Origin of the sequence: Arthrobacter sp. NPDC057013 (assembly GCF_042674585.1) — a bacterium.
Taxonomy (GTDB): Bacteria; Actinomycetota; Actinomycetes; order Actinomycetales; family Micrococcaceae; genus Arthrobacter.
In genome coordinates this window covers 60,422-86,386 of sequence record NZ_JBHUSE010000022.1, presented here as the reverse complement: position 1 = coordinate 86,386, position 25,965 = coordinate 60,422, and the positions used below count along the sequence as shown (strand labels likewise).

At 66.1% G+C, this 25,965-nt stretch carries 25 protein-coding genes and 2 pseudogenes; 16 read left to right on the top strand and 11 right to left on the bottom strand.

Annotated elements, in window-relative coordinates; translation table 11 throughout:
- A pseudogene (locus ACFTSA_RS21045) lies at positions 1–316 on the bottom strand (HNH endonuclease); the annotation flags it as partial.
- Positions 317–587: 271 nt separating this feature from the next.
- Between ACFTSA_RS21045 and ACFTSA_RS21040 the strand changes: the two are divergent.
- Positions 588–995, top strand: a pseudogene (locus ACFTSA_RS21040) (transposase); the annotation flags it as partial.
- Here the strand turns inward: ACFTSA_RS21040 and ACFTSA_RS21035 are convergent.
- The 4 genes from ACFTSA_RS21035 to ACFTSA_RS21020 all read right to left on the bottom strand — a co-directional run bounded on the left by ACFTSA_RS21035 (position 972) and on the right by ACFTSA_RS21020 (position 3,711).
- Positions 972–1,235, bottom strand: coding sequence for a hypothetical protein (locus ACFTSA_RS21035; RefSeq protein ID WP_377953783.1), 264 nt, complete (start codon positions 1,233–1,235; stop codon positions 972–974). The pseudogene ACFTSA_RS21040 and the gene ACFTSA_RS21035 overlap by 24 nt on opposite strands.
- A gap of 627 nt (positions 1,236–1,862) precedes the next feature.
- Positions 1,863–2,342: a hypothetical protein gene (locus ACFTSA_RS21030; RefSeq protein ID WP_377953781.1), complete on the bottom strand. Its 480-nt coding sequence runs from the start codon at positions 2,340–2,342 to the stop codon at positions 1,863–1,865.
- 126 nt (positions 2,343–2,468) lie between these two features.
- Positions 2,469–2,732 (bottom strand): GlsB/YeaQ/YmgE family stress response membrane protein, encoded by a 264-nt coding sequence (locus tag ACFTSA_RS21025; RefSeq protein ID WP_354262656.1) that lies wholly within the window; start codon positions 2,730–2,732, stop codon positions 2,469–2,471.
- Between the two features lie 148 nt (positions 2,733–2,880).
- Positions 2,881–3,711 (bottom strand): aldo/keto reductase, encoded by an 831-nt coding sequence (locus ACFTSA_RS21020; protein ID WP_377953779.1) that lies wholly within the window; start codon positions 3,709–3,711, stop codon positions 2,881–2,883.
- Between the two features lie 137 nt (positions 3,712–3,848).
- On the opposite strand from ACFTSA_RS21020, the gene ACFTSA_RS21015 reads away from it, so the two are divergent.
- Positions 3,849–4,595, top strand: coding sequence for a CDP-alcohol phosphatidyltransferase family protein (locus tag ACFTSA_RS21015; RefSeq protein ID WP_377953778.1), 747 nt, complete (start codon positions 3,849–3,851; stop codon positions 4,593–4,595).
- Positions 4,596–4,798: 203 nt separating this feature from the next.
- Complete coding sequence (locus tag ACFTSA_RS21010) at positions 4,799–5,035, top strand: hypothetical protein (protein ID WP_377953776.1); 237 nt, start codon at positions 4,799–4,801, stop codon at positions 5,033–5,035.
- A gap of 432 nt (positions 5,036–5,467) precedes the next feature.
- On the opposite strand, the gene ACFTSA_RS21005 is transcribed toward ACFTSA_RS21010, so the two are convergent.
- The gene (locus ACFTSA_RS21005; RefSeq protein WP_377953775.1) at positions 5,468–5,680 is read right to left on the bottom strand and encodes a dodecin; all 213 of its coding nucleotides are present in this window, start codon (positions 5,678–5,680) and stop codon (positions 5,468–5,470) included.
- A gap of 75 nt (positions 5,681–5,755) precedes the next feature.
- The gene (locus ACFTSA_RS21000) at positions 5,756–6,457 is read right to left on the bottom strand and encodes a FadR/GntR family transcriptional regulator (protein WP_377953774.1); all 702 of its coding nucleotides are present in this window, start codon (positions 6,455–6,457) and stop codon (positions 5,756–5,758) included.
- A 155-nt stretch (positions 6,458–6,612) separates the two neighbouring features.
- On the opposite strand from ACFTSA_RS21000, the gene ACFTSA_RS20995 reads away from it, so the two are divergent.
- The 6 genes from ACFTSA_RS20995 (at position 6,613) to ACFTSA_RS20970 (ending at position 12,146) form a co-directional block, all read left to right on the top strand.
- Positions 6,613–8,088 carry a four-carbon acid sugar kinase family protein gene (locus ACFTSA_RS20995; protein WP_377953772.1) on the top strand — a complete coding sequence of 492 codons (1,476 nt, stop codon included), beginning with the start codon at positions 6,613–6,615 and terminating at the stop codon, positions 8,086–8,088.
- Between the two features lie 22 nt (positions 8,089–8,110).
- Entirely contained in the window at positions 8,111–9,019 is a 909-nt protein-coding gene (locus ACFTSA_RS20990) for an NAD(P)-dependent oxidoreductase (protein ID WP_377953770.1), read from the top strand.
- Positions 9,019–9,888, top strand: coding sequence for a class II fructose-bisphosphate aldolase (locus ACFTSA_RS20985; RefSeq protein ID WP_377953768.1), 870 nt, complete (start codon positions 9,019–9,021; stop codon positions 9,886–9,888). The genes ACFTSA_RS20990 and ACFTSA_RS20985 overlap by 1 nt, the downstream gene beginning before the upstream one ends.
- Before the next feature lie 174 nt (positions 9,889–10,062).
- On the top strand, positions 10,063–11,376 hold the full coding sequence (locus tag ACFTSA_RS20980) for an acyltransferase (RefSeq protein ID WP_377953767.1): 1,314 nt from the start codon (positions 10,063–10,065) through the stop codon (positions 11,374–11,376).
- A complete protein-coding gene (locus ACFTSA_RS20975; protein ID WP_331569455.1) occupies positions 11,373–11,726 on the top strand; it encodes a GNAT family N-acetyltransferase in 354 nt (117 codons plus the stop codon). Before ACFTSA_RS20980 ends, ACFTSA_RS20975 begins: the two co-directional genes overlap by 4 nt.
- Positions 11,727–11,849: 123 nt before the next feature.
- Positions 11,850–12,146 carry a hypothetical protein gene (locus ACFTSA_RS20970; protein WP_377953766.1) on the top strand — a complete coding sequence of 99 codons (297 nt, stop codon included), beginning with the start codon at positions 11,850–11,852 and terminating at the stop codon, positions 12,144–12,146.
- Positions 12,147–12,206: 60 nt separating this feature from the next.
- On the opposite strand, the gene ACFTSA_RS20965 is transcribed toward ACFTSA_RS20970, so the two are convergent.
- The gene (locus ACFTSA_RS20965; protein ID WP_377953764.1) at positions 12,207–12,521 is read right to left on the bottom strand and encodes a hypothetical protein; all 315 of its coding nucleotides are present in this window, start codon (positions 12,519–12,521) and stop codon (positions 12,207–12,209) included.
- A 353-nt stretch (positions 12,522–12,874) separates the two neighbouring features.
- On the opposite strand from ACFTSA_RS20965, the gene ACFTSA_RS20960 reads away from it, so the two are divergent.
- Genes ACFTSA_RS20960 through ACFTSA_RS20940 form a run of 5 tightly spaced genes read left to right on the top strand, consistent with a single transcriptional unit; the run spans position 12,875 to position 19,146 of the window.
- The gene (locus ACFTSA_RS20960; protein ID WP_377953762.1) at positions 12,875–14,530 is read left to right on the top strand and encodes a pyridoxal phosphate-dependent decarboxylase family protein; all 1,656 of its coding nucleotides are present in this window, start codon (positions 12,875–12,877) and stop codon (positions 14,528–14,530) included.
- The gene (locus tag ACFTSA_RS20955; protein ID WP_377953761.1) at positions 14,527–15,879 is read left to right on the top strand and encodes a lysine N(6)-hydroxylase/L-ornithine N(5)-oxygenase family protein; all 1,353 of its coding nucleotides are present in this window, start codon (positions 14,527–14,529) and stop codon (positions 15,877–15,879) included. Before ACFTSA_RS20960 ends, ACFTSA_RS20955 begins: the two co-directional genes overlap by 4 nt.
- On the top strand, positions 15,876–16,448 hold the full coding sequence (locus ACFTSA_RS20950; protein ID WP_377953760.1) for a GNAT family N-acetyltransferase: 573 nt from the start codon (positions 15,876–15,878) through the stop codon (positions 16,446–16,448). The genes ACFTSA_RS20955 and ACFTSA_RS20950 overlap by 4 nt, the downstream gene beginning before the upstream one ends.
- Positions 16,445–18,289: an IucA/IucC family protein gene (locus tag ACFTSA_RS20945; RefSeq protein ID WP_377953759.1), complete on the top strand. Its 1,845-nt coding sequence runs from the start codon at positions 16,445–16,447 to the stop codon at positions 18,287–18,289. The genes ACFTSA_RS20950 and ACFTSA_RS20945 overlap by 4 nt, the downstream gene beginning before the upstream one ends.
- 53 nt (positions 18,290–18,342) lie before the next feature.
- Entirely contained in the window at positions 18,343–19,146 is an 804-nt protein-coding gene (locus tag ACFTSA_RS20940; RefSeq protein ID WP_377953757.1) for an SDR family NAD(P)-dependent oxidoreductase, read from the top strand.
- Here the strand turns inward: ACFTSA_RS20940 and ACFTSA_RS20935 are convergent.
- Entirely contained in the window at positions 19,085–20,188 is a 1,104-nt protein-coding gene (locus ACFTSA_RS20935; protein ID WP_377953756.1) for an FUSC family protein, read from the bottom strand. The two genes, ACFTSA_RS20940 and ACFTSA_RS20935, sit on opposite strands and share 62 nt — an antisense overlap.
- A 153-nt stretch (positions 20,189–20,341) precedes the next feature.
- Positions 20,342–21,970 (bottom strand): MFS transporter, encoded by a 1,629-nt coding sequence (locus ACFTSA_RS20930; protein ID WP_377953755.1) that lies wholly within the window; start codon positions 21,968–21,970, stop codon positions 20,342–20,344.
- A gap of 428 nt (positions 21,971–22,398) precedes the next feature.
- Here ACFTSA_RS20930 and ACFTSA_RS20925 point away from each other — a divergent pair, with 428 nt between their 5' ends.
- Positions 22,399–22,905: a DUF2231 domain-containing protein gene (locus ACFTSA_RS20925; RefSeq protein WP_377953753.1), complete on the top strand. Its 507-nt coding sequence runs from the start codon at positions 22,399–22,401 to the stop codon at positions 22,903–22,905.
- Positions 22,906–23,071: 166 nt separating this feature from the next.
- Positions 23,072–23,332, top strand: a complete 261-nt coding sequence (locus ACFTSA_RS20920; protein WP_331569475.1) for a hypothetical protein — start codon at positions 23,072–23,074, stop codon at positions 23,330–23,332.
- 76 nt (positions 23,333–23,408) lie between these two features.
- Here the strand turns inward: ACFTSA_RS20920 and ACFTSA_RS20915 are convergent, their stop codons facing one another.
- A complete protein-coding gene (locus ACFTSA_RS20915) occupies positions 23,409–25,931 on the bottom strand; it encodes an ATP-dependent DNA ligase (protein ID WP_377953751.1) in 2,523 nt (840 codons plus the stop codon).
- Positions 25,932–25,965: the final 34 nt, after the last annotated feature.

The window sequence follows — 25,965 nt, the reverse complement described above, 5'->3', positions numbered from 1 at the left end:
CGTCCAGCAGTGCCAGGGACGCCTTCAGATCAGGCGTTGCCAGCGCCGGGGACGCCGGCTCAGCCGGTGCCGTGCCAGCTGCTACCGGACCTGAAGTCCCGAATGGCGCGGCAGCAGAACTGGATCCCACCGCCATGCCGGCGGCAGCACCGCCGTCGGACGCGTCCTTTACAGGGGAGTCGGAACGGGAACCGGCAGCGGCAGCTTCAGAGGGAACGCTGCGAAGCCGGCGGCCACGCAGCAGGGCAGCAGCGCGAAGGCTCCGGACGTCAGTCCCGGCCGCGAACTCCGCTCGATCCTCCCCAAAGGCTTCCATAGGAAAACTATCTCAACGGGGTCTGACAGTAATGATGAAATTGGCTTGTGCCGCCGGTGTGGCTCTGGTTCTGACTGACGCCCCCGCGAAGGGTTTGTCTTGAAAATGATCTGTCCGCCGCCGGCACAGGCTGCAGTAAACGCGGCGGCCAGGTGGACATGACCTCATAGGAGCCTGCTCGAAGAATCCCATTACTGTCTTGTCTGCCCACCTGGCCGGCGTGCCCCTTTGGGTCCCACCGCACGCAACGGAAGGCAGGGCTAGCTTCATCATGACAAACCAACATCTGAAAGTCATCGCCGGGATCGACACTCACGCCGACACCCACCACGTCGCAATCATCGACGAGACCGGCAGACACATTACGGACAAGGAGTTTCTCGCTGTGGGTTCGGGTTACCGGAGCATCGCGGCCTTCGTGACGGGGTTCGGCCCGGTCGTTGCCGTCGGGGTGGAGGGCACAGGCAGCTACGGTGCCGAACTCGCCCGTGTCCTGACCGGGGAAGGTATCCGGGTTCTGGAAGTCATGCGCCCGAACCGGCAGGGACGCCGGCTCAGGGGCAAATCCGATCCCCTGGACGCGTACCAGGCGGCCGAGGCTGCGCTGGCCGGCCGGAACGTCGCAACACCAAAATCCAGGGACGGCGCGGTGGAATCATTGCGGGTCCTGCGCGCCGAGCGGGCCACGGCCATGCGCGCCCGGGTCGCTGTCATGACTCAGATCAAAAGCATCCTCACGGCAGCGCCCGAGGCGCTCCGGGCCAAATACCGGCACCTGACCCGCGCCGCGATGATGGCCGCGCTGGAGAAAACCCGGCCCGGAGGGGACATGACAGAACCCGTGAATGCCACCGCGGCCGTGCTCAAGCGGTGCCTCAAACGCTACATCGCCCGCGAAATCTACGACCAGATCATCCATCCATCCGCACCCGGCACCGGACGCCGGGTCACTCCGCGTACTGCGCAAGACCAGGAACATCACCCTCCAAGCCGCAGCGGACAGCCTGCATGTCTGGCCAACTTCGCTATCCCGCCTCGAACGCGGAATTACGCGCAACGACGAGTTCTACCAACGGTACGAAGACTGGCTCAACTCGCCGTCCGCGGAAGCCGCAAAAACACCTTCTGTGTTGCGGATCCGGCTGGCTGGCGCCTAGCAGGCCGACCAACGGCGACCGGGGCTCGGCGCCCCGCGGCCCCTGGCGGTAATGACCGGGGATGCTCTGGGGTCAAGGGCGGCCGGAGGCCGTCGCGCAGCGATCGACAGACCCTTGACGCCACTAAGCAGTTCCCCGGTCACCCTGTCACGACGTGCGGCGCCGAACGGTTGACACCAATAGGAGCATCATTTTTGATGCGACCGGAAGCACTGCCTGCCGCGAAGCGAGCCCGCCTTCCGCGAAGCCGGCGGCAGCACCGCCGTTGGACGAAGATGTGTCCGCAACGGTGGTGCCGGATCCGGCAGAGGCCGGACGCCCGGAAGCGGGGACGCTATATAGCCGGGCAGCACGCAGGCCGGGCACTGCTGCCCGGCCTGGCTTTGGAGCTACTGCTTGTCCGGATTCACGTTCGTGGCAGCTCCGGCGGCCGTGGCACCGCCCTCGTCTGTCCAGTCCTGGCCAGTGCCGGCGCTGAGCGCCGGATCGGACTCCACATCGGAAGTTCCGAGGTTTACCGTCTCCGGATGAGTGCTATGTGCGGGCACGTGCCCGCTGTCTGTCGACGTATCGGATGCGGATGCACCGGCGGAAGCTGTACCGGCGTCGCCCGGCTTTGGTGCATCGCGGTGTATGGCGGAGTCGAGTACGGTCCCTGCCCGCCGCGCGGCTTCGGCCAGTTGGTCGCCCACCTCAGGAGCCTTTTCTTTGACGGCTTCCTTTGCTGCCGTGACTTTGTCCTGGACCGGCTTGCTGTCCCAGATGCCGGCGGCCCGTGCTTTGAGCTTGTCGTACGCTGCCCGGCCGGACCTGGATCCGAGCACATAACCTGCAGCGATTCCGGCGCCGAAGAGAAGTTTGGATTTCATGATGATCTCCTACTCTTGAGGGGGATCTGTACGATTTGGTTCGGCCAGTACGGCCTGGGGGTGGGAAACCGGCCCCGGGAAGTTCCCCGGAGCCGGTTCCGGCGCTGCTCTATCCAGCGACTCTGTCTAGCGGGCCGTGCGCTTGGTAATCATGCCGTAGACCAGCAGGACGATCAGTGCGCCCCCGATCGCGAGCAGCCACGTGGACAGCGAGAAGAACTCGTTGATGCCCACTCCGAAGAGCGCGCTGCCGATAAAGCCACCGAGAATTGCGCCAACCACGCCAAGCAGAAGCGTGATGAAAATGCCGCCGCCCTGCCGTCCGGGGAGGATGGCCTTAGCAATGGCTCCGGCAATGAGGCCAAGAATCAGAAATGCGAAAAAACCCATCTTTTAATCGTTCCTTCTTCATCTAGAGGAGTTACCCGGATTGCCGGGTACGCTTCATCCTTCTGCTCAATACTAATCATGCTTACTATTTTTTTGCCAGTCGCCCTCCAGCGGGGAGCGGTTGGCCGCACACGCCTGGAGTCGGGTGTCAGTGGCCCTGAACGTCGGAGTTTACGCCCGCCTCAGGGCCCTCATCGAGGGTGCTGATGGCGGCCAGGTCCTCCTCATCCAAGGCGAAATCGAAGACGTCGATATTCTCTTTCATCCGCTGCGGATCGGCGGACTTGGGGATGGCCACGAGACCCTGCTGGACGTGCCAGCGCAGCACTACCTGGCTCACTGTCCGGCCGTGTTTGCCCGCGATGCGGTTCAGGACAGGCGCAGACAGCAGTCCGGATCCTGCACCCAGCGGACTGTACGACTCTGTGACGATCCGGTGTCCGTCGTTGTAGGCTCGGTCGGCCGAACGGGTCACCGAGGGGTTGAGATGGATCTGGTTCACGGCCGGGACAATCTCCGTCTCCCACATGAGCTTTTCCAGATGGGCGGGCTTGAAGTTCGAGACGCCGATCGACCGGACTTTCCCTTCGCCCTGGAGCCGCTCAAACGTCTTCCACGTGGAGATGAATTCTCCACGGCGGGGGAGCGGCCAGTGGATCAGCAGCAGGTCCACATAGTCCAGGTTCAGGCGTTTCAGCGAGCCTTCAAGTCCGGCCGCGGCCAGATTCCCTCCCTGGAATTCCCCGTCCAGCTTGGTGGTGACAAAGAACTCTGTCCGGTCCAGTCCGCTGGCCCGGATTCCGGACCCGACACCGGCCTCGTTCCCGTAGCGCACGGCCGTATCGATGTGCCGGTACCCGGCTTCCGCAGCGCGTACGACGGCGTCACTCACCTCCCGGTCGTTCAGCGGCCAGGTCCCAAGTCCGATCTGAGGGATCCGGTTGCCGTCGTTCAGTTCGATGACTGGTGCGAGTGCCATGCGGAAGAGTCTTTCCTATCGGGGGCAGTTTGCCCAGACCCCTCCTTGCTTCTTCGGGACCACGTTTTGCTATCTTCCGAGGTCAGGCCGGGAATGCTTATGGACCGCCTGTTGTTACGATGAGCGCAAGGAGGCACATGCAGGTCTTGCTCGGTAGGCGCGCTGTGGTGGACGTGGTCGTCGCCATGGCTGCCTTCCTTGTGTCCGGGAGTTTGATCCTGACCGCTGCAGGTGCCGGAGCAACATACTTCCTTTCCGCCATAGCTGCCGGCCTGGCAGTGGTGGGAAATGCCGCCGCCTCCATCCTGAGCCGCAAGCCCCGGCTGACCACGGTTGCGGACCGTGTGACCTTGCTTCGCGCTGTGCTGGTGGCATGCTGCGCGGCGGCGACGGTCCCGGCGCTGTTCGGCGGGGTCGGGCCCGGCGTGCCGGTGGTCGCGGTGGGTGCGGCAGCATTTCTTCTTGACGCGGTGGACGGGGCCGTTGCGCGGCGGTTTGCCTGCGTGAGCCCGGCGGGAGGCCGGCTGGATGTCCAGACCGATGCAGCCCTGGTGCTCGTGCTGTCGTGTGCAGCTGTGCCTATCGTTGGCCCCTGGGTGCTGGCCATCGGGCTCATGTGGTACGCGTTCGTCACTGCCGGCTGGTTCCGGCCTGAGCTGAAACGAATGCTGCCTGTTAAGAGGCTGCGGAAGGTTATCGGCGCCTTCCAGCCGTTCGCCTTGCTGCTGGCACTCACGCCCGGGGTTCCCGGCGGAATCGGGATGGTCGCTGTTGTCCTGGCGCTCGTCGCGCTGGTGGCCTCGTTTGGCCGGGACGTCGTCGAACTGGAGCAAAGCCACCGCAGGTGGACCGGCCGCCACTCCAGCACTGAACTGGTGAACTGACGGCCCCTTGGCAGGCCGGCGGCGGTACGCTCGGCCCAGCCAAGGACGTCCGTCGACGTGCCTGGTGCTCTGGACTGACTCGGCTCTGGACGGACTGGGCTCTGGACCAACTGGATGCTCTGGACTAAAGATGACGGCGCTGGTAATCCTTGGAGTGGCCTGGCAGGACAACCTGGCCCTCCCAACAGCTAAGGATCCAGACCATGAGCGAAACGCCCGCCGATCCGGAGCAGAACCCGACTGAGCAGAACCCGGGGCAGAACCCGGCGGAGCCGCCCAAGGACGGCACGCCCGAGGGATTCCCCTTCGACCCCAGACAGGACCCGCCCCAGGAGGCGCCCGCAGTTCCCCATCAGGAGAACCCCGGACCGCCCACGGGCTCGGACGGCGAGGTTGACGAGCCGGCGCTTGAGGACCCCCAGCGGCCGCCCGCCCGCTAACGACTGCCGCCGCCGTCAGGGCGGCCTGTGCTGATGCCCAGCAGGATCGCAGGATTCTATCCATTCGCCCATTGGGCGGGTGTGGCGCGTTTCCTAGCCTTGGAGGAGAACTTCTCCCAGCCCTCCGACCCAAGGATGACCTTCAACGATGAAACGCATCGCACTGCTTCGGGAACGCCACACACCGTCCGCTCCCACCGGAACCCACTGCCCGGCGTCGGGAATGTGGGCCCCTGCAGACTCGCCGGACGAGGCGCACGCCTTCTTTGAAGGACAGGTGTTTCCTGCATTCCGCGGGATTCCCACTGTGTGGCGCCGGAGTGCTACCGGCCAGGATTAAGCACGAAAGGCGGCGCCGGCTGGAGAACAGCCGACGCCGCCTTACTTAATCCGCTGCCGCGCGGTCAGTTCCGCCGCGGCGAACGGTAAAATCTAGTCCCGCTCGAGACGGAATCCGAGCTTGAGGGTGACCTGCCAGTCCGCAATCTTGCCGTCGTCGAGATGGCCGCGGATCTCCTTGACTTCGAACCAGTCCAGATTGCGCAGGGTCTTCGCGGCGTCGGAAATGCCGTTGCGCACGGCCGCGTCGACGCCTTCGGTTGAGGTTCCGACAATTTCAGAAATGCTGTAGGTGTTATTAGACATCTTCGCTCCTCGTGATCGCCATCGATACCCAGCTGCGGGCCGTTCCTGCAGAGTATCGGACGGGGCGTCCTGGGACTAGGTTTCCAGCACGTAGCTTCTGAGGTCGTTCAGGGTCTGCTGCATGTGGGCGTCCATGGCGTTCCGTGCCTGCTGCGGGTCGCGGGCGGCCAGGGCCTCGCAAATGTTCTGGTGGTGCCCGATCGCATGCTCCTGGATGTCAGGCACCTTCGAGGTTTCGGTCCGGCCCTTCTCGAGGACACGGTGCAGCGGTTCGAAGAGGACCGCCACGAACACGTTCTCGGACGCCTGCAGAATCTGGTCGTGGAAAGCCAGGTCGGCGGCAACAAAGCTCGCCACATCGTTGCCCTGGTGCGCCTTCCGCATGTCCGCCACGCAGTCCCGAAGGCCCTCGAGTTCGGCGTCGGTGATGCGGTGCGCCGCCAGCTCGCACGCGCCCGTTTCCAGCATCCGGCGCAGCTCAATCAGCTGGACCGCGGCGGCCGGCCCGTTCTGACCCTCGGACGCGGCCCGCAGCACCGCCTCGAGGGACGACCAGCGGTTCAGCGGATTCACGAACGTGCCGCGGCCGCGTTCCACGCTCAGGATGCGCTGGGCCTCAAGGGTCTTCATCGCCTCCCGCACTGTCATGCGGCTGACATCGTGCCGGGCGCTGAGTTCCAGTTCTCCGGGCACGTTGCTGCCCGGCGGAAACTCGCCCGAGATGATGCGGTCAAGGAGTTCGTCGGCGACGACGCCCACCAGTGATTTGCGTGCCATTTCTTCCATTCAGCGTGTGCGGCCTTTACAGCCCGGGATATCTGCCAAAAAGTGTACTTGCGCACCTGCTGTGCGTTATGCCACACTAGCACCAAAGAACAGATGTCTGACATCTGACAAATACCACAGACATTTTCGACACAACGGAGTGCACAGTGCCCCTCGAATCCGACGTTCTGGCCGCCTTTCCCGCCGAACTCCAGATCCCTGCCAGGCAGGTCGCAGACGCTGTTGCAGCCAAGGACGCCACGTCCCCGCGTGTCCTCGTGGTGCTCGACGACGACCCTACCGGCACGCAGTCGGTTGCGGATCTCCCTGTGCTCACCCGCTGGGAAGTCGAGGACTTCCAGTGGGCTCTCCATCAGGGTAAGCCCGCCGTCTACGTACTGACGAACACCCGGAGCCTCGACCCCGAAGAAGCGGCCGCCCGCAACGAAGAGGTGGTGCGCAACGCCCTGTCCGCGGCCCGCAACGGCGAGGGAGAAGTCCGGCTCGGCTTTGTGAGCCGCAGCGACTCGACCCTCCGCGGACACTTCCCGCTGGAGCCGGACGTCATTGCCGCCACGGTGGCAGCCGCAAGCGGAGAGGCCACCGACGGCGTCGTGATGGTTCCCGCGTTCCCCGACGCCGGCCGCATCACCATTGGCGGCGTCCATTACACCCGTGGCCCGGAGGCCGGCCAGCTGACCCCCGTTGCCGAGACGGAATTCGCCAAGGACGCTACCTTTGGCTTCGTCAATTCCGAGATGGCCAAGTACGTCGAAGAGAAGTCGCAGGGGCGGTTCGCCGCAGACTCTGTGATCGTACTGGACCTGAACATCATCCGGGCCGGCTCCGCCACCGGCCAGGCCGAGGTGTCGGCCAAGGCCATCGCCGACGCCATCGAGCCGGCCACGCAGTCCACGCCCATTGTGGTGGACATCGTCACCGAAAACGACATGCGCGCCCTGGCCCTGGGGCTGGAGGAGGCCGAACGCCGCGGCAAGAAGCTGCTCTACCGGGTTGGCCCGCCGTTCATGCGCGCCCGGATCGGCCAGGACATCCGACCTGAGCTCAGCGGCGAGGAAGCTTACGCGGGCAACACCCCGTCCGAAGCGGGCGGCCTGATCGTCGTCGGCTCCCATGTGGGTGTGACCACGCGGCAACTTAAGGTGCTCACGGACCGGCACAGCAGTGCGCGCATTGTTGAGATCGACGTCGAAAAGCTGCTGGATGAGGGTGCACCCGCCTACCTGGACCAGACCGTCGACGCCGTCGTCGCGGCGCTGCGCAGCGGCGACGTCATCCTCCACACGAGCCGCCTGCTCATCAAGACCGACGACCCGGCAGAAAGCCTGCGGATCGCACGCACCGTGTCCGCCGCCGTCGTCGCCGTAGTGAACCGCACGCTCAAAACGTTCCCGCCGCGGTTCGTCATCGCCAAGGGCGGCATCACGTCCTCGGACGTTGCCGCGCACGGGCTGGAGATCCGACACGCGATCGTCCGCGGGCCCATGCTGCCCGGAATCGTGAGCCTGTGGGAGCCGGTAGACGGTCCGGCCAAGGGGATCCCGTACATCGTTTTTGCCGGCAACGTGGGGGACGATGAGTCGCTCGCCCAGGTGACCAGCAAGCTCAGCAACACTTTCTAGACTTTTCAACGGAGAACACACTATGACCTCGAATTACACAGTCACCGTCCTCGGGCTGGGTGCCATGGGACTGCCCATGGCCACCCGCCTCGCCAGCCAGCTGACCGTCCACGGGTTCGACATCGCTGAACCGCGCCTGCGACTCGCCGAAGAAGCCGGTGTGAAGACATTCGCTTCCGCCCGGAACGCCGCCCAGGATACTGATGCCCTGTTGCTCGCCGTGCGCAACAGCGAACAGCTCGACGACGTCCTGTTCGGCGGGAACGGGGTGGCCTCGGTACTGAAGCCTGGCGCCGTCGTCATCCTGACCAGCACCGTGGGCACAGAAGCCATTCCGTCCACCGTTGCCCGCCTTGCCGAGTTCGGCGTCGGACTCGTCGACGCCCCGCTGTCCGGGGGTCCGAAGCGTGCCGGCGAAGGCGACCTGCTGATCGTCGTCGGAGCCGAATCCAAGGCGCTGGAATCTGCGCGTCCGGTCCTGGAGCTGCTCGCTTCGACGCTTACCGTCGTCGGCGACAAGCCCGGTGATGGACAAGCGTTGAAGACGGTCAACCAGCTGCTCTGCGGCATCCACATCGCGGCGGCCGCCGAGGCCATGGCGCTGGCCGACGCGCTGGGCCTGGACCAGGCGAAGACCCTGGCCGCCCTCGAGGCCGGCGCCGCGGGCTCCTTCATGCTGTCCAACCGCGGACCGCGGATCCTGGAGGCCTACACCGAGGAGGGCGCCGAGGTGCTCAGCCGCCTTGACATCTTCGTCAAGGACATGGGCATCGTGGGCAAGGCGACGCGCACGGCAGGCCTGGCGACCCCCGTTGCCGCCGCCGCCGAGCAGCTCTACCTCCTGGGCCAGGCCCACGGGCTGGCCGCCGCCGACGACTCCGCCGTCATCAAGGTGGTTGCACCCACCAAGCGCACCGCCGGGGAAGGCTGATGCGGGCACGACTCGATGACCTGGTGGTGTCCGCTCTCAAACGGGGGTCGGCCGCGCCGGCGTTCACCTGCTACGACTTCACTACGGCGCTGGCGGTGGTGGGCGCCGCTGAGGAGGCCAAGCGCGGCGTCATCCTGCTCGTGGCCCCCAGGACCGCCGCGACGGCAAACGGACTGCGGCTCATCTCCGCGCTCCGGGGCCTGGCCGACGCCGCGTCCGTGCCGGTGGCCGTGCAACTTGACCACGCCTCCGATCTTGAGGTCATCACCGCAGCCGTCACTGCCGGGGCGGACTCCGTCCTGGCAGACGGCTCGTCGCTGCCGTACGAAGAGAATATCGCCCTGGTCTGTGCGGTGCGCGCCGCGCTGCAGGCCCAGGGCAATGCCGGCGTGGTCCTGGAGGCCGAACTCGGCGGCCTGGCCGGCGACGAGGACAAGGCCTTCGGCACCGAAGGGGACGACGCCGGCAACGAGGTTGCCGGGCTCACCGACTCTGCCCAGGTGGAGGACTTTGTGGGCCGCACGGGGGCGCAGCTGCTCGCGGTGGCCGTAGGCAACGTCCACGGAAAGTACAAGGGCAAGCCGCGGCTGCGCTGGGATGTCCTGCAGGATATCGCCGTGCGGACGCACATCCCGCTGGTTCTCCACGGCGCGTCCGGCATTCCGGCAGACGACCTGGCCAAGGCGCCCGCCATGAACGTGGGCAAGGTCAACTTCAATACAGAGCTCCGCACCGGCGTCCTGGCCATGCTCGAGGAACAGCTTCCCGCGCACCGGGCCGACGGCGAGAACCTGCAAGGGCTCCTGGCCCGGTGGGACGGCGCCGCGAAGGACTTCGGCACGAGCACGCTGGCGATCCTCAGCCGCTGACGATGGGGCTGACGATGGAGTTTTTGTCCACGTATCGCGACTTCGAGGGCCTTTAGGGGCCAATACGTGGACAAAAACTCCACGCGGCTCCAGGTGGTTGCCGCTCCAAGCGGGGCAAGTTGGCGCACAATGGAAAGCACAACGACGTAAGCGAGTTCCAATGGTGGGGGCGCCATGAAGAATTCCACGGAGCCGGCGGCGGGGACGGACATTGCCGGGACCGCCCGGGACCTGGCCATCGATCTCGCGCGCTTCGTTTGCCTTGCCCTGGTGGTGGTGGGGCACTGCATGATGACCAGCCCGGTGCTGCACCCCGACGGCACCGTCACCACCGAAAACACCCTGGCCGAGCAGGACTGGTTCGAGCCGGTCATCTGGGTCTTCATGGTGATGCCGCTGTTCTTCGTGGCAGGGGGCATCACCGGGGCGCAGTCCTGGCGACGCATGCAGGCCCGCGGCGGCACCGGCTTTGAGTTCGTCCAGTCCCGGCTGCTGCGCCTCGTCCGCCCGGCAGCGGCCCTGCTGGCGGTAATGTTCGTCGGCCTATGGGGAGCGCTGCTTGCCGGTGTGGATCCACAGGTGGTGCAGCTGCTGGCCAGCGGGGCCGGGATGCCGCTGTGGTTCTTGGCTGCCTATCTGGCGGCCCAGCTAAACATTCCGCTGCTGGTGGGGCTCCACCGGCGTGCCCCGTGGCTGACGCTCCTGGGGCTCGTGGCACTCGTGGTGACGGTTGACTGCTTCCGCGGCGCTTTCCCGACGCTCGCCTACATCAACATGGTGTTTGTCTGGTGCGCCGTTCAGCAGCTCGGGTTCTTCCTTGCGGACGGCTGGCTGGACAGGTGGAGCAGGTCGCAGCTGGTGGGGCTGGTGGCAGCCAGCAACCTGCTGATGCTCGTGCTGGTTATGCTGGGCCTGTACCGGGACAACATGCTGGTGAACCTGAATCCGCCGAACCTCAGCCTGGTCCTGCTGGGCGTCTCGCAGGCGGCGGTGCTGCAGCTCGCCCGGCCGTTGCTGAAGGCACTCGCCGCCGTGCGCTGGATCAGTGCGGTGGTGGCCGTTGCCGGGCGCCACGCCATGACGGTCTATCTTTGGCACCTGCCCCTGCTTGCGGCCATGACCGGGCTGCTCCTGCTGACGAACTTTCCCAAACCCGCTTCGGGTACTGCCGAATGGTGGTGGTCGCGTCCGCTTGTCTTCCTCGGTGTGGTCCTCCTCCTGCTGCCCGCCGTTCTTCTGTTCGGACGGCTTGAAGAACGGCCGACGCCGGCCATGCACTCACGCGGCCGGGCGCCGGCCGCCGTGGTGACCGCCGTCGTGGTCGTTTTTGTCCCAGTGGCTGACGCCGCAGTCAACGGCTTGACGCTGGGGCTGCTGGGCGGCGGCGCCGCCTGCTTTGCGATGGCCGTGCTGCTGCTGGGGCGCGTTCCCGCCCGCGGCACCCGACCATTGCCAGCACCGCCATTAAGTGCCAATGTCGAACCATGACGGAGAACACGGCAGCCACCGAGGACCATTTCACCCCGGACGTCACCACCTTCCGGAACGATGCGCTTCACCGCTACGAATTGCACGTCGGCGGGAAACTGGCGGTGGAAGTCAGGTTCGAGGACAAGCCCGGGCACGTGGATTTCATCCACACCGAGACGGCCGAGCAGTTCCAGGGCCATGGCCTGGCCAAGGTTCTTATCCACTTCGCCCTCGACGATGTGGTGGCGTCGGGCAAGCGGATCATTCCGCATTGCCCGTTTACCGCCCGCTACCTGCGCAAGCACGAGGTGTACACGCAGTGCATCGACTGGCCTGAGGCGGCCGCGCCGAAGCTGCTCGGCACCTGAGGGGCCTGGGGAGACCCGCGTACTTGAGAGCCAGGGGACATTTCCGTACGATCGGGCAGGGCTATGCAGTTGGCCTTCGGACTCTCTTTCTGGGGATCTTTGTGAATCAAAACTGCGTGCACAATGTCTGACGGCGTGATGTCGGACGAGGAACTGCGCCACCACCTGGACGAATGCCTGAACGGGGCTGCGGACCCGGCAGCCACGCTCGCGGCGGCGCCGGACGCGGACCTGGCCCGGCTGGCGGACGGGCTGTACCGGCATCTGGACACACCCAGCCCTGCTTTTGGCGCGCGCTTCTGGTACGTCCGGGTAACCGAGGAACTGCGGTTGCGCCGCCTTGGCGTGTCCCGCCTCGATCCCGCTGCTCCGGAGGACGCGGTGGACAGCCCGGTCGCAAGCGAGGTCCCCGCCGGGTAGGTGAGGGTGCCTAAGTGTCCATTCGCGCTGGCTGGATGAGAGCTGCAATGATCACCGGGATTACGGCGGCGGGGGCTGCTTTGCGCGGTTCCGTTGCCACTGCGCTGCGTGCCAGAAGAGCAGGCCCAGAAGTCCGACGAGGCCGGCGAACAGGATCTGCGGAGCGAACGTGATCCACATGTAGCTCACGGGCATGACCTGCGGTTCCGTGCCGGAGTTCAGTGATTCCTGCGCCATGGTGAAGACACCGAAAGGCGACACGAGCAAGATCGCGTCAATCACCCACAGCGCAACAATGAAGGGGTTAACGGCCAGTCTCCGCTGCCCGATGTCGGCTGTGCCTGGCTGCCGGTGTCCCAGTTGCAGCTGTCCCATTCCCGGCTGCCCTGCCGCCGGCCCGTATCCGGTGGGATTTCCGTGGGCATCCAATTCCCGAAAATTTATCGGATCTTGTTCACTGCCGGACATGTCCCCCTGCTTCCTGCTGCGGTCGAGGCCTCGTGCCAGAAACTCTACTCCGGCCGCCCCGCGCTGTCCCGGGCGGCATTATGTGGTTTCCCGCAGCCCTTCGAAAGTCAATGACTCCGATTAACGGCGAAAAATCCTCAGACAACAGTCATTGTGCAAATACATCACAGAAGTTTGACTAAAAGGATGCCCTAAGTAAGGCTTGCCTTGGTTGCCGCGCCGTGCTGGCGGGCGCACCTCACGCCTACAAAAGGATTCCTATGACACTGCTGCCCGACGTGGACGAACCACTCGTGGATTTCGATGCCGGAACCGGCCTGCGTGCCCAACAACCGTGCGCTCAAAGCCCTTCCGCCCAGGACCAGTCGGCCCGCGACTTCGGGTCCGGCGTGGAACTCGCCCTCGCCGCCAGCAATCAGCTGCTCAATTCCCGGAACGCCCCGCGCTACGTTGCCCAGGTGCTGCAGGGGGTCAACGCCGTGGCCACCAAACTCGAGCGCACCTCGCAGCCGTTTACCGGCGTCGGACCGGCCGAGATGAAGCGCCGCGTGGAGGCCGTGGACCTGGAGCGGCCGCTGCCGGACACTGCGGCGGCACTGGAGGAACTGCAGCACACCTACCTGCGCGATGCCGTGTATTTCCATGACGCGAAGTACGCGGCCCACCTGAACTGCCCGGTGGTCATTCCGGCGCTCGTGGGGGAGGCGGTGCTCTCGGCCGTGAACTCGTCGATGGATACGTGGGACCAGAGCGCAGGCGCAACGATGATCGAGCGCCGCCTCATCGACTGGACAGCGGGGCGGCTCGGCCTGGGAGACAAGGCCGACGGCGTGTTCACCTCCGGCGGCAGCCAGTCCAACCTGCAGGCACTGCTGGTGGCCCGGAACCATGCGGTGGCCAGGCTGCAGCAGGATCCGGCAAACGCGGGTCTGCGTCTCCCGCTGCTGCTCGAGAAGCTGCGGATCCTCACCTCGGCGGACAGCCACTTTAGCATCCAGAAGTCAGCCTCCATGCTGGGGCTGGGATTCGACGCGGTCGTCTTGGTTCCCTGCACGGCCGACCACCGGATGGATCCGGCCGCCCTCGCGAGCGCCCTGGCCGCGGCCCACAAGGAGGGCCTGATTCCCATGGCGGTTGTGGGTACCGCCGGAACCACCGACTTCGGCGCCGTGGATCCGCTGGCCGAACTGGCCGCCCTCGCCGGAGCCCACGGTGCATGGTTTCACGTTGATGCCGCCTATGGTGGCGGGCTCATGGTCTCCAACCGCCACCGCCATCTCCTGGACGGCATCAGGCTTGCGGACTCCGTCACGGTGGACTTCCACAAGACCTTCTTCCAGCCCGTCAGTTCCAGCGCTCTGCTGGTGCGCGAGGGTGCGATGCTCCGGCACGTCACCTACTACGCCGACTACCTGAACCCGGAAACCGCGGCCCGAGCCGAGATCCCCAACCAGGTGGACAAGAGCATCCAGACCACACGCCGCTTCGACGCCCTCAAGCTCTGGCTGACCCTCCGCATCATGGGCGCCGACGCCGTGGGAGCGCTGCTCGACGAGGCAATCGACCTGGCTGCCCGCGTGGGTTCGGCCGTCGCGGCGGACGACGACTTCGAACTAGCAGCCGAGCCCCAGCTAAGCACGCTGGTTTTCCGGTACCGGCCTGTCCTGGCGGATGGGACACGGCTGTCCGAGGATGCCGCCGACGAGCTGAATCCGGCCATCCGCTCGGCCGTGTTCGCGTCGGGCCAGGCCGTGGTGGCGGGTACGAAGGTGGCCGGACGGCACTACCTGAAGTTCACGCTCCTCAACGCCGAGGCCACGCTCGATGATCTCGGCGAGATCATCGCCCTGCTTCGACGCTCGGGGGAAAACCTCCTCGCCGCCGGCCCAGCCGCACGGACGGAGGCACACGCATGAGCGGGACCTCACTCAGCACCTCAGGCAACGGCCGCGTTTACGACTTCGCCGGCATCGGCGTCGGGCCTTTCAACCTTGGGCTGGCAGCGCTGAGCGAACCGGTCGACGGCCTGGACGCAGTGTTCCTCGAACGCCGCGAATCCTTCGACTGGCACCCCGGCATGATGCTGGAGCCAGCCCACCTGCAGGTGCCGTTCATGGCCGATCTTGTGAGCCTGGCGGATCCGACGTCCCCGTACTCGTTTCTGAACTTCCTCAAGCAGACCGGGCGGCTCTACCGCTTCTACATCCGCGAAAACTTTTACCCGCTGCGGGCCGAGTACAACCAGTACTGCCAGTGGGTGGCCGGCCAGCTGCAGTCGGTCCGGTTTGGCGCGGACGTCATCGACGTTGCGTACGACGACGGCGTGTACACGCTTTCGGTGGACGGCCCGGCGGGGCCTGAGGTGCTTCGTGCGCGCCGGCTGGTGCTGGGCACCGGAACATCGCCCTTTGTTCCGGAGGCATGCCGCGGGATTCTGCGGGCCGGGGGACCGGTCCTCCACAACGCGGAGTACCTGGCGCGGAAAAGTGAACTCCAGCAGCGGCGGAGCATCACGATCGTCGGCAGCGGGCAGAGCGCGGCGGAGATCTACTACGAGCTGCTTCAGGACATCGACGTGTATGGGTACCAGCTCAACTGGGTCACCCGCTCGGGCAGGTTCTTCCCGCTGGAGTACACCAAGCTCACCCTGGAGATGACCTCGCCGGAGTACGTTGACTATTTCCACGGGCTTCCGCAGGACCGGCGCGACTCACTGATCAAGAGCCAGAAGAACCTCTACAAGGGCATCAACTCCGGGCTCATCGACGCGATCTACGACCTCCTGTACACCAAGAGCCTCTCCGGCATGGTGGACACCCGGCTGCTCACCCATTCCACCGTGACGGGGGCATTATGGAATGCCACCACCGGGTCCCATACCCTGGAGCTGTCCCACGGGGAGCAGGGCACGGACTACCCGCTGGAGACCGAGGCGGTGGTCCTAGCCACCGGATACTCCTACCGGGAGCCCGGGTTCCTGGCCGGCGTGCAGCAGCGCATCGCCAGGGACGGCGCCGGAAGGTTCGCCGTGCAGCGCAACTACAGCACCGGCGTCGAGCCCGGCGAGATCTTCGTGCAGAACGCCGAACTCCACACCCACGGCTTCGTCGCGCCGGACCTTGGCATGGCCGCCTACCGGAACTCGTGCATCCTGCGGGAGATCCTGGGCAGCGAGGTATATCACGTGGAGCGCAGCATCGCCTTCCAGGAGTTCGGGGCACCCGCTGCAGTGCCTGCGGCCGGGAACATGGGGGTGCCGGCATGAGTTTCACGTTCCGGTGCCTCGATCCCCAGGCCGACGCGCCACTCCTGCACAGCTGGGTCACCCGCCCCTACGCCTCGTTCTGGGGGATGCTGAACGCAACCGTCGAGGACGTCGTGGAGGAGTATTCCAAGATCCAGTCCAGCGGGCACCACCACGCGCTGCTCGGGATCGACGACGGCGTTCCGGCCTTCCTGATGGAGGAGTACCTGCCGGCGTCGTCGCCGCTCAACAGCGCCTACGCGGTCCAGCGGGGCGACATCGGCATGCACCTGCTGGTGGCTCCGCCGACGGGAACGCCCCGCAACGGGTTCACGGCTGACGTCATGGAATCTGTGCTGGACCGGCTCTTCCGCAAGCCCGGCGTGGAGCGCGTGGTGGCGGAGCCCGATGCCCGCAACACCAAGATCCACGTCCTCAACGCGCGGCTGGGCTTTGAGCCTGCCGGCGAGGTGACTCTCCCGGACAAGCAGGCCCTCCTCAGCTTCTGCACCCGCGAGTCGTTCCACGCCGCACGCGCCGCCCGTTCTTCAGCCCCGAAACGCCCGTCACCCCAGGGAGCATCACTGTGACCACCCTCGAAGTTGAATCTGCCGTAGCCTCCGGCAATGCGGCCCCCCACCTGACACCGGAACGCTGGGCCGCTGCCAACCGGCACCTGGTCCGCAAGGCGCTCGCGGAGTTTTCCCACGAGCGGCTCCTCGTCCCGGAACCAATCGTTGACACTGCCGGGAACAGCGGCCGGTACCGGGTCCGGAGCGACGACGGCACTGCTGAATACCGCTTCTCCGCCCGGAACCTGCAGCTGGACCACTGGTCCGTCGATGCGGCCTCCATTACCTGCAGCCGCGACGGGCAGGACGCCCCGCTGGACGCGCTGAACTTCATCACGGAATTCTCCAAAACGCTGGGCATCCGCCAGGAGGTGCTCCCCGTTTATCTCGAGGAGATCAGCAGCACGCTCTCCAGCCATGCGTTCAAGCAGTGGCTGGGCCAGCCGTCGTCGCACGAACTGGCCGCCGGTGTGACCCGCGGAGCGGACGTGGCCACGGACTTCCAGACGATTGAACGCAGCATGACCGAGGGGCATCCGTGCTTCGTGGCCAACAACGGCAGGCTGGGTTTCGGCATCGGCGACTACCGTGCCTTTGCCCCGGAGGCAGGTGCCCGGGTGCAGCTGGAATGGATCGCGGTGCACCGCAGCCGGGCGGTCTTCACCTCCAGTGAGGGGCTGGAGTATGCCGCCCACCTGGAAGCCGAAATGGGGGCGGACGCCCTGGCTTTCTTCGACGCCGAGCTCGATGCCCTTGGACTGGACCCGGCCCAGTACTTCCTGATGCCGGTGCATCCCTGGCAGTGGGAGAACAAGCTGACGGTCACGTTCGCGGCCGAAATCGCCCAGAGGCACATCGTCCACCTCGGGACCGGGGCCGACAGCTACCAGGCCCAGCAGTCCATCCGTACGTTCTTCAACACCACAGCGCCGGAGAAGGCGTACGTCAAGACGGCCATGTCGGTCCTCAACATGGGGTTCATGCGCGGGCTCTCGCCCCACTACATGAAGGCGACCCCGGCTATCAATGACTGGCTCCAGGACCTGATGGCCGGTGACGAGGCACTGCAGCGCCGGGGGCTCGGCATGATCTGCGAAGTGGCAGCCATCGGCTACCACAACGGCTATTACGAGGCTGCCGCCGCGAAGGGCTCGCCGTACCGCAAGATGCTTTCGGCCCTCTGGCGGGAGAGCCCGCTGCCGCTGCTCGAGGACGGCCAGCAGCTGGCCACCATGGCCTCGCTCCTGCACGTCGACGCCGCCGGAAGACCTATGGTGTCAGCCCTGATCGAGCGGTCCGGGCTGGAGCCGGTCGCCTGGTTGCGGCAGTACTTCGAGGCGTACCTCGTGCCGCTGGTGCACTGCCTGTACCGCTACGAGCTCGCGTTCATGCCCCACGGCGAGAACGTGATCCTGGTCCTCGAGAACGGCGTGCCGGTCCGCGCTGTCATGAAGGACATCGCCGAGGAGATTGTGGTGATGGGGGACGGGATCGACCTGCCCGAAGCCGTTTCCCGGATCAGGGTAGACGTTCCCGACGGCGACAAGGTCCTGACCATCTTCACCGACGTCTTCGACTGCATCTTCCGCTTCCTTGCCGCCCTCCTGGAGGAAGACGCTGTTCTCGGCGGCGAGGAGTTCTGGCAGATTGCAGCCGCAGCGGTGCGCGGCTACCAGGCGGAGCACCCCGAACTCGCGGACCAGTTCGCGCGCCACGATCTGTTCGCTCCGGACTTTGAGCTGTCCTGCCTGAACCGGCTGCAGCTGCGCAACAACCAGCAGATGCTGGACCTGGCGGATCCGTCCGGCGGCCTGCAGAAGGCGGGAAGGCTCGCAAATCCGCTGGCGGCGTTCGCCTGACGGCCGCCGGCCGCGGGGCTGTTTTCAGCATGCCGCGGGCTTAGGCTGTTGCCATGACGCCCAACACCGCCAGACCCACAGCCCTCGTCACCGGCGCCACCGCAGGACTGGGCGCGGAATTCGCCCGCCAGCTCGCCGAAAAGGGGAACAACCTCGTGCTCGTGGCGCGCGACACGGCACGGCTGCAGGCCACGGCGGACGAGCTGCGGCGGCGGTACGGAACCACGGCTGAGGTGCTGACCGCGGACCTGACCGACGACGGCGGCGTGGCCGCCGTCGTCGGACGTCTTTCCGACCCCTCACGGCCGGTGGACGTGCTGGTGAACAACGCCGGCATCGGGTTGCTGCGCAACTTCGACGAGAACCCGATCGAGGATGAGAAGAAGCACCTGAAGCTGCACGTGCAGACGGCTATGGAGCTCAGCCACGCCGCCCTCGAGGGCATGCTGGCCCGCGGCTCCGGCCGGATCATCAACGTGGCCAGCGTGGCGGCATTCCTTCCCCGCGGCTCCTACTCGGCGGCGAAGGCCTGGCTGCTCAGCTTCAGCCGCTGGGCCAACCTCGCCTACTCGCCCCGCGGCGTGAAGGTGACCGCCGTCTGCCCCGGATTTGTCCATACCGAGTTCCACGACCGGATGGGAATGGACAAGTCCGTGGCCCCCGGCTGGACATGGCTGCGGCCGGGCCGGGTGGTCCGGGAAGCACTGGCGGACAATGAGCGAGGGAAGGCTGTTTCCATTCCCACCAAGCGCTACAAGGTGCTGGCAGCCGTGGTCCGCGTGGTGCCGGACAGGTTTACGGCCGGGCCGCCGCGCCGCCCGCAGGAACCGGGCGTGGGTTCCGGCGCGAGCGGATAAGCACCACCACAAGGATTCCGGTGCCGGCCCCCACCACCGTTTCGATTGCGCGTTCGACGATCAGCACCTGCGGATCGGCCGGCGATGCCAGCTGGGTCATCAGCAGGATCACCGGAGTGAACCAGACCATCGCCAGACCGTAGTGCCGGGTCATGAACAGCTCCGTGCCGAACTGGAAGGTGATCACCAGCAGCGCCAGGACGGCGGCCTCCGCTCCCGGGAAAAAGTGCAGCGGAGCCCATGGCCCCGGAAGAAGTACGACGGCGACAATCACGAGTCCGAGGAACGTCCCCATGATCCTGTGGATGCCACGGTGGACACTGCTGGGCAGATCCGCGCCGGCGAGCGGGACCGCCGCGGCGGCCATCGCCCAGTGCGGGTGGCCGCTTCCGGTCAGGACGCCGATGGTGCCGGCGGTGCCGACAGCCAGCACGTAGCGGGAAGCATGGACGGCCGCCCGCCGGCGCATGGCTCCCCGCAGCCGGGTGGAGGGCCGGGCCGCGCCAGGCTTCCAGGCCCGGCCGCGGACCCAGCCGCCGAACCCCACGAGCAGCGAGAACGCTGCGGACCCGGCGGCGATGAGCAGCGCCACATACCAGGGAACAGCCGCGGGAACGGAGGCGCAGGCGCCAAGGGCGAGGATCCCGAAGAAGGGTCCGTTGGGCCGGAGACGCACCTTGTCCGAATAGACGGACCCCACGCCGGCCAGAAGCGCTTCGATGCCAACGAGCCACCACGAGTGCAGGCCGTTGACCGACAGGACCACGCCAACAGTCACGCCGGAAAGCAGGACGAGTGCCGCCTGGAGCTGGTGTTTGAGCCGGAGCTGGTGCGGCTCCGAGCGGCCGTACATGCCGGTGAGGGCACCGAAAACCGCGTAGATGGTGAGCTCCGGCCGGCCGAGGAGAAGCAGGACAAGGGAGGGAACGGCCACGCTGATGGCAACGCGCCACGCTGAAAGGTGGTCGTTGTTGGCGGGGCCCAGGCTGTGCAGCTGCCGCAGGTGCTGCAGTACAGACTGCACCGGCACGACCCCTTTCATCCTACGAAGGTAGCACCGCCGCAAAGATCCCACCGCGGGCTGCGTCACATAGTGAGACAGGCAACAGGGCTCGGTTCGCATTCAGCGCGGGCAGGAGTGCACGGGCCTTCAGCCGCGTCAGACTTCAGCAGCCTTGAGCGTGCGGCGGCAGCGTCAGGTGCGGGCAGGCACCTTATTCAGTTCGTCGTCGAGTTCCTTGTCCGGGTCACTGTCCTTGTCCGGGGCACTGCTGAGTTCGTCGATGGCCTCGAACGGCAGTTCGTCGAGGTCGATCAGCGGGTTCTCGTCCTGGGTGGCCACCAGTTCACGGGCCTCCGCCGCGGTGTCCACGCTGGGCATGGAGCCGGGCAGCGGGCGCTGGGCGGATTCCTTGAGCAAGTAGATGGCCACGGCACCAACAGCCGAGGTGGCCATCAGGTAGTAGGCAGGCATCATGTCGTTGCCGGTTGCGTTGATCAGCGCATCGACGATGAACGGCGTGGTGCCGCCGAAGATTGCCACGGAAAAGTTGTAGGCAATGCCCATGGCGCCGTAGCGGCTGGCCGTGGGGAACTGCGCCGGCAGCGCCGAGGCGAGGTTCGCAACATAGAAGGTCACGGGGAACGCGATCAGCGAGAGACCGGCCAGCGTGGACCAGATGCTGCCGATGCCGATGAGCAGAAAGGCCGGGGCGGCCAGGACCACGGTGCTCACGGCGCCGATCCAGAGCACCGGGCGGCGGCCGATGCGGTCGGAGAGCTTGCCGGTCAGCGGAATGCAAAGGCTCATGACCACGAGCACCGGGATGGTGAGCAGCGTGCCGTGGACGGGGTCGTAACCCTTGGACTCGGTGAGGTAGGTCGGCATGTAGGACGTCAGCGCGTAGCCGGCGGTGTTCGCTGCTGCCACGAGGATCATGGCGACGATGATCGAGCGCCAGTAAGCCTTGACGATGCCCACGGGGCCCTTGGCTGCAGCGTCATCGGCGGCGGTAGCATCCTTGGCGAGTTCCTCCTGGGCGTCCAGGGTGGCTTGGAACTGCGGGGACTCCTCAATCTTGCTCCGGAAGTACACGGCGATCAGGCCGAGGGGACCGGCGATCAGGAACGGCAGCCGCCAGCCCCAGTCCTCCATAACGGCCTGGCCCAGCGTCAGCTGCAGCACCGACACCAGCGCGGCGCCCAGGGCGAAGCCGAGGTAGCTTCCCATGTCCAGGAAGCTGGCGAAGAAGCCGCGGCGCTTGTCGGGCGAGTACTCGCTCACGAAGGTGGTGGCACCGGCGTATTCACCGCCGGTGGAGAAGCCCTGCACGAGCTTGAGCACCACCAGGAGGGCCGCTGCCCACATGCCGATCTGCGCATAGCCGGGCAGCAGGCCGACGGCGAAGGTGCTCGCGGCCATCAGCATCAGCGTGGCGGCGAGGACCTTCTGGCGGCCGATCTTGTCGCCAAGCCAGCCGAACACGACGCCGCCGAGCGGGCGGGCGATGAAGGTGGCAGCGAACGTGCCCAGGAGGAACAGCGTCTGCACGCTCTTGTCCGCTTCCGGCAGGAACACGGGACCCATGGTGGTGATGAGGTAGCCGAACACGCCGACGTCGTACCACTCCATGGTGTTGCCCACGATGGTGCCGCCGAGGGCTTTCTTGAGCATGGGCTGGTCGACGACGTTGACGTCGGATACCTTGAGCCGGCGCCGCGCGAGCAGCTTTGGTTTCTTCGCCCCGTGGGGTGCGGCCTGGTCGTTTCCGCTGGCGTTCCTGGCGCCTGCTGAAGAGTCGGTCTTGCTTCGGTCTGTGGGCATTTGGGCAACTCCTGTGGAGGTCATTTGCTTGCGACTTATAGCTGCCCCGCTCCGGGCAGGCCTTCAATTTTACGGGATTTCCAAGGGTTTCGAGAGTTGGGTGCCGTATGATCGCCCGTTTTAAGGGGCCTAACCGGGCTGAAATCAGATTTGTTTTGGCCGATCTGGCCCCGCCATCCTGCGGGTTTTGGGCCGCGTAGGCGATCGTTATCAAACCTTTTTCTGGAACAGGGCTGTTCGGGCCCGATTTTGCCCCGGTTCCGGCTCTGCCGGCGAGCCGAAGCCCGCGAGCCGAAGGCGGCCCGGCCGGCCCCGCTGGACCAACCACAGACGGGTGCTGATTGAACCGTTCAACCGCCGTGCTCGTCTCATTGGGTAGTTCAGTACTACTTCCAGACCGGCCAGAACTTCAGACAGAGGTGTTCGCCATGGACTACGAGATCAACGGTCTGCCGATGCACGTGTTGCTTGTCCACGCCACAGTGGTCTTCGTTCCGCTGGCCGCCCTTTGCACGCTGCTGAGCCTTCTCTGGCCCGCTGCCCGACGGCGGTTGGGGATCGTCACGCCGCTGATCGCACTGTTGGCGCTTGTCCTGGTGCCGCTCACCGCGGCCGCCGGGCAGTGGCTGCTGGACCGCGTTGACGCCACCCCGCGGATTCTCGCCCACACGCAGATCGCAGGCACGCTTCTGCCCTGGACGGTGGGCGTCTTTCTCGTGGCCCTGGCCCAATGGCTGTGGTTCCGTTACGGCGCCACAGAGGCAGGGGGAATGCGGCGGCGGATGGGCACTGTTGGGTCCCGCATCGCGGGAATCGTCGCCGTCGTACTCGCCCTGGTGATCTGCGGAGGCGCCGTCGCCACCGTGGCTGCGGTCGGCGAAGCAGGGTCCAGGGCCGTATGGGAAGGATCCTTCCGGACCGGTACCGACGATTAGAAAGTCTCTTCCCGGACGGCGTGATTCTGCTTAAGGTGGACCCATGGGAACACTGATTTTCGCGTAACTTCGCCTGTTCAGGTTCTGCCCCGTGATTCCAACGCACCCGGAAAATCACGGCCCTGAATGGCTCAACACTTCATTTCATCGCGGAAAGGAAGAACAAATGGCCGACTCCTACAACGGAAGCAGCATCAAACCGGATGTCGCTGCGCATCTGGCGGAATCCATGGATATGCCGCCGCTGCCCACTCCCGAGACCCTGGCCGTGACGGCGGCAATGGGCGGGTCAAAGCAGTGGCCGGATGGCAACGGCAAACGGCGCCACCCCAAGGAACACGGCGCAAGCCCCGGCCGCCTTGGACAGGGCGCTGCCGTGACGGCGATCCACCGGACCGGCCGCCCGCAGATGCCGCACTCGTCATGACCAGCCGAAATACCTGACCGGCTGAAAATACGGGAACAGCCTGGTGATGCCCGATCCGGGGGTCGCCAGGCTGTTCCTATGATTCCATCACAACGTCCGCGGGCTCCTTGTCCAGCCGCCAGCCGCGCCACACCGGATGCCGGAGTTTGCCGCTTCCGGTCCACTCACCGAAGGTCACTTCCCCCACCAGGTCAGGGTTCACCCAGCGCGCGTCCGCGGCGTCCGCCGACGGAACGTCATCGAACGGAGACGTCTTCCTCGCCAGCCCCTCCACCTTTTTCCGCAGCTCCTCCAGCTCACGCATGCTGAACCCGCTTCCCACGCGGCCTACGTACCGAAGTGTTTTGCCCTCCGGAATGCCCACCAGCAGCGAGCCCACAGTGTTGGACCTGTCGCCCCTGCCCGGACGCCAACCGCCCACGACCACTTCCTGGGTCCGCTCGATCTTGAGCTTGATCCACGTGTGCGTCCGCTGCCCGCTGACGTAGCGGCTGTCCGCCCGCTTGGCCATCACGCCTTCCAGGCCCAGCTCGCGGGCGCTTTCCAGGATGTGCTCCACGCGGTCGTCCAGGGTCTCCGACAGTTCCACGGGGCAGTTGGCGGGCTCGAAGAAGGCAGCGAGGCGTTCCCGCCGCTTGCGCAGGGAAAGTTTGCGCACGTCGCCGCCGTCGGCCAGCAGGTCAAAGAGCATCATCCGTACGGGGATGGTGGAACGGGCCCGTTTCACGTCGCCCGGCCTGGTCAGCTTCATCCTTCCCTGCAGCAGCCCGAAGTCGGGCCGGCCGGAAGGCCCGACGGCGATAATCTCGCCGTCCGCGATGAAGTCCTGCGGCGGCCAGCAATTCCTGTCCGTAAATTCGGGATAGCTGGCGGACATGTCGTTGCCGTTGCGGCTCAGGAGCCTGATCCGCTCGCCGTCCGCCACCACCAGCGCACGGATTCCGTCCCATTTGAGTTCGAAGAGCCACTCGCTGCCGTGCAGGTCCGCCGGGGTGCCCGCAGAGGCGAGCATCGGGGCCGGGTTCTCCTGGAGCGTGTCCTTGCGGGGCGCTGCAGGCTTGGAAGCCGCCGTGCGTGCCGGGCTCGCGGGTTCTTTGCCGCCGGGCGGCTTTTTCCCTGCTCCAGGGACCCTGTCCATCAAGTGGATGAGCCACTGTGACTCCTCGCCTTGGCCCTTCCCGGTGTGGATCAGGGCAAACCTCCGGGTGCCGCCCAGCCCGCCGCCCTCACGGCCCGTGAGCGTGGCGATGACTTCCTTGCCGTTGACCCATTTTTCGAGCTCATAGACGCCTTTGTCCCAGATGCTCACGCTGCCCGCCCCGTACTCGCCCTTGGGGATGTCGCCCTCAAAATCGGCGTAATCCATGGGGTGATCCTCGGTCTGTACCGCCAGATGGTTCTTGTCCCCGGACGCCGGCACGCCCTTCGGCAGCGCCCAGGAGACCAGCACACCCTCGTGCTCCAGCCGGAAGTCGTAGTGGAGACGGCTGGCGTGGTGTTCCTGAATGACGAAGATCTCCTTGCCCGCTTGCGCCGGTGCGCCGTTGGCCTTTGCCGCGTGGTGCTCCTCCGCCGTGAACGGTTCCGGCGTCTTGCCTTGGTCGCGCAGGGACCGGTACCTGTGCAGCCGGGGATCCGCGTGCCCGCCGCCGCGCGGTCCGGCTGCTTGCGGAAGTGCGGGGGCTGCGTGGCTGGCGCCGGGATGGCCGGTGGCCGCGCTGATCTGGGCGAAGGGGTCCTTGCCGGCCGCTACCCGGCGCATGACCTCCTCGTAGTCCAGGTGCTTGAGCGACGGCGAACTCAATTCCCGCCAGGTCCGCGGGGCCGCCACAGTGGGGTGCAGGCGGCCGCGGAGTGAGTAGGGAACGATGGTGGTTTTCGCGGCGTTGTTCTGGCTCCAGTCGACCAGCACCTTTCCCGTCCTGAGGGTCTTCTTCATGTCACTGACGGCCAGGTCCGGGTGGTCGGCCTCCAGCGCGCGGGCCAGTTCGCGGGCGAAAGCTGAGACCTCATCCGAGGTCTGCGTCCCGGTCAGCACCGCGTACAGGTGGATCCCCTTGCTGCCGCTGGTGACCGGAACGGGATCGAGGCCCACGTCCTGCAGGATGGTCCGCGCCAGCTTGGCCACTTCCACGCATTCAGGCAGTCCTGCGCCCTCCCCGGGATCGAGGTCCAGGACGAGCCTGTCGGGAGGCAGGGCGGTGCCGTGTGAGTCCACCGTCCACTGCGGCACGTGGATCTCCAGCGAGGCGATTTGTGCCAGCCAGGTGAGGGTGGCCGGGTCATTGACCAGCGGATAGTAGATGGTGTTGTTCTTGTGCGTGATGGCGGTGCGGGGCACCCAGCCCGGGGCCGAGTCGTCCAGGTTCTTCTGGAAAAACATCTCGCCGGGCTGGTCTTCGGTTCCGACACCGTGCACCCACCTCTTGCGGGTTGCCGGACGGTTCCTGGCGGCGGGGACCAGCACCGGGGCCACAGCGGCGTAGTAGGCGATGACGTCCGCCTTGGTGGTGCCGGTGGCGGGATACATCACCTTGTCGAGGTTGGTCAGGGTCAGTTCGCGGCCACCAGCCCGCACACGTGCCTTACCGCCGGCCATGGGGCTTCACCTCCGGCGTTGTGTGCTGTTGACT

What these genes read in the sequence shown, in the direction of transcription:
- ACFTSA_RS21035 (WP_377953783.1), bottom strand. Translation starts at nt 1,235, where the DNA reads ATGGATGATCTGGTCGTAGATTTCGCGGGCGATGTAGCGTTTGAGGCA.
- ACFTSA_RS20930 (WP_377953755.1), bottom strand. Translation starts at nt 21,970, where the DNA reads ATGCCCACAGACCGAAGCAAGACCGACTCTTCAGCAGGCGCCAGGAAC.
- ACFTSA_RS20950 (WP_377953760.1), top strand. Translation starts at nt 15,876, where the DNA reads ATGAGTTTCACGTTCCGGTGCCTCGATCCCCAGGCCGACGCGCCACTC.
- ACFTSA_RS20955 (WP_377953761.1), top strand. Translation starts at nt 14,527, where the DNA reads ATGAGCGGGACCTCACTCAGCACCTCAGGCAACGGCCGCGTTTACGAC.
- ACFTSA_RS20990 (WP_377953770.1), top strand. Translation starts at nt 8,111, where the DNA reads ATGACCTCGAATTACACAGTCACCGTCCTCGGGCTGGGTGCCATGGGA.
- ACFTSA_RS20965 (WP_377953764.1), bottom strand. Translation starts at nt 12,521, where the DNA reads ATGGGACAGCTGCAACTGGGACACCGGCAGCCAGGCACAGCCGACATC.
- ACFTSA_RS20975 (WP_331569455.1), top strand. Translation starts at nt 11,373, where the DNA reads ATGACGGAGAACACGGCAGCCACCGAGGACCATTTCACCCCGGACGTC.
- ACFTSA_RS21030 (WP_377953781.1), bottom strand. Translation starts at nt 2,342, where the DNA reads ATGAAATCCAAACTTCTCTTCGGCGCCGGAATCGCTGCAGGTTATGTG.
- ACFTSA_RS20935 (WP_377953756.1), bottom strand. Translation starts at nt 20,188, where the DNA reads ATGAAAGGGGTCGTGCCGGTGCAGTCTGTACTGCAGCACCTGCGGCAG.
- ACFTSA_RS21015 (WP_377953778.1), top strand. Translation starts at nt 3,849, where the DNA reads ATGCAGGTCTTGCTCGGTAGGCGCGCTGTGGTGGACGTGGTCGTCGCC.
- ACFTSA_RS20980 (WP_377953767.1), top strand. Translation starts at nt 10,063, where the DNA reads ATGAAGAATTCCACGGAGCCGGCGGCGGGGACGGACATTGCCGGGACC.
- ACFTSA_RS20970 (WP_377953766.1), top strand. Translation starts at nt 11,850, where the DNA reads ATGTCTGACGGCGTGATGTCGGACGAGGAACTGCGCCACCACCTGGAC.
- ACFTSA_RS21005 (WP_377953775.1), bottom strand. Translation starts at nt 5,680, where the DNA reads ATGTCTAATAACACCTACAGCATTTCTGAAATTGTCGGAACCTCAACC.
- ACFTSA_RS21010 (WP_377953776.1), top strand. Translation starts at nt 4,799, where the DNA reads ATGAGCGAAACGCCCGCCGATCCGGAGCAGAACCCGACTGAGCAGAAC.
- ACFTSA_RS21020 (WP_377953779.1), bottom strand. Translation starts at nt 3,711, where the DNA reads ATGGCACTCGCACCAGTCATCGAACTGAACGACGGCAACCGGATCCCT.
- ACFTSA_RS21025 (WP_354262656.1), bottom strand. Translation starts at nt 2,732, where the DNA reads ATGGGTTTTTTCGCATTTCTGATTCTTGGCCTCATTGCCGGAGCCATT.
- ACFTSA_RS20920 (WP_331569475.1), top strand. Translation starts at nt 23,072, where the DNA reads ATGGCCGACTCCTACAACGGAAGCAGCATCAAACCGGATGTCGCTGCG.
- ACFTSA_RS20925 (WP_377953753.1), top strand. Translation starts at nt 22,399, where the DNA reads ATGGACTACGAGATCAACGGTCTGCCGATGCACGTGTTGCTTGTCCAC.
- ACFTSA_RS20985 (WP_377953768.1), top strand. Translation starts at nt 9,019, where the DNA reads ATGCGGGCACGACTCGATGACCTGGTGGTGTCCGCTCTCAAACGGGGG.
- ACFTSA_RS20960 (WP_377953762.1), top strand. Translation starts at nt 12,875, where the DNA reads ATGACACTGCTGCCCGACGTGGACGAACCACTCGTGGATTTCGATGCC.
- ACFTSA_RS20915 (WP_377953751.1), bottom strand. Translation starts at nt 25,931, where the DNA reads ATGGCCGGCGGTAAGGCACGTGTGCGGGCTGGTGGCCGCGAACTGACC.
- ACFTSA_RS20940 (WP_377953757.1), top strand. Translation starts at nt 18,343, where the DNA reads ATGACGCCCAACACCGCCAGACCCACAGCCCTCGTCACCGGCGCCACC.
- ACFTSA_RS21000 (WP_377953774.1), bottom strand. Translation starts at nt 6,457, where the DNA reads ATGGCACGCAAATCACTGGTGGGCGTCGTCGCCGACGAACTCCTTGAC.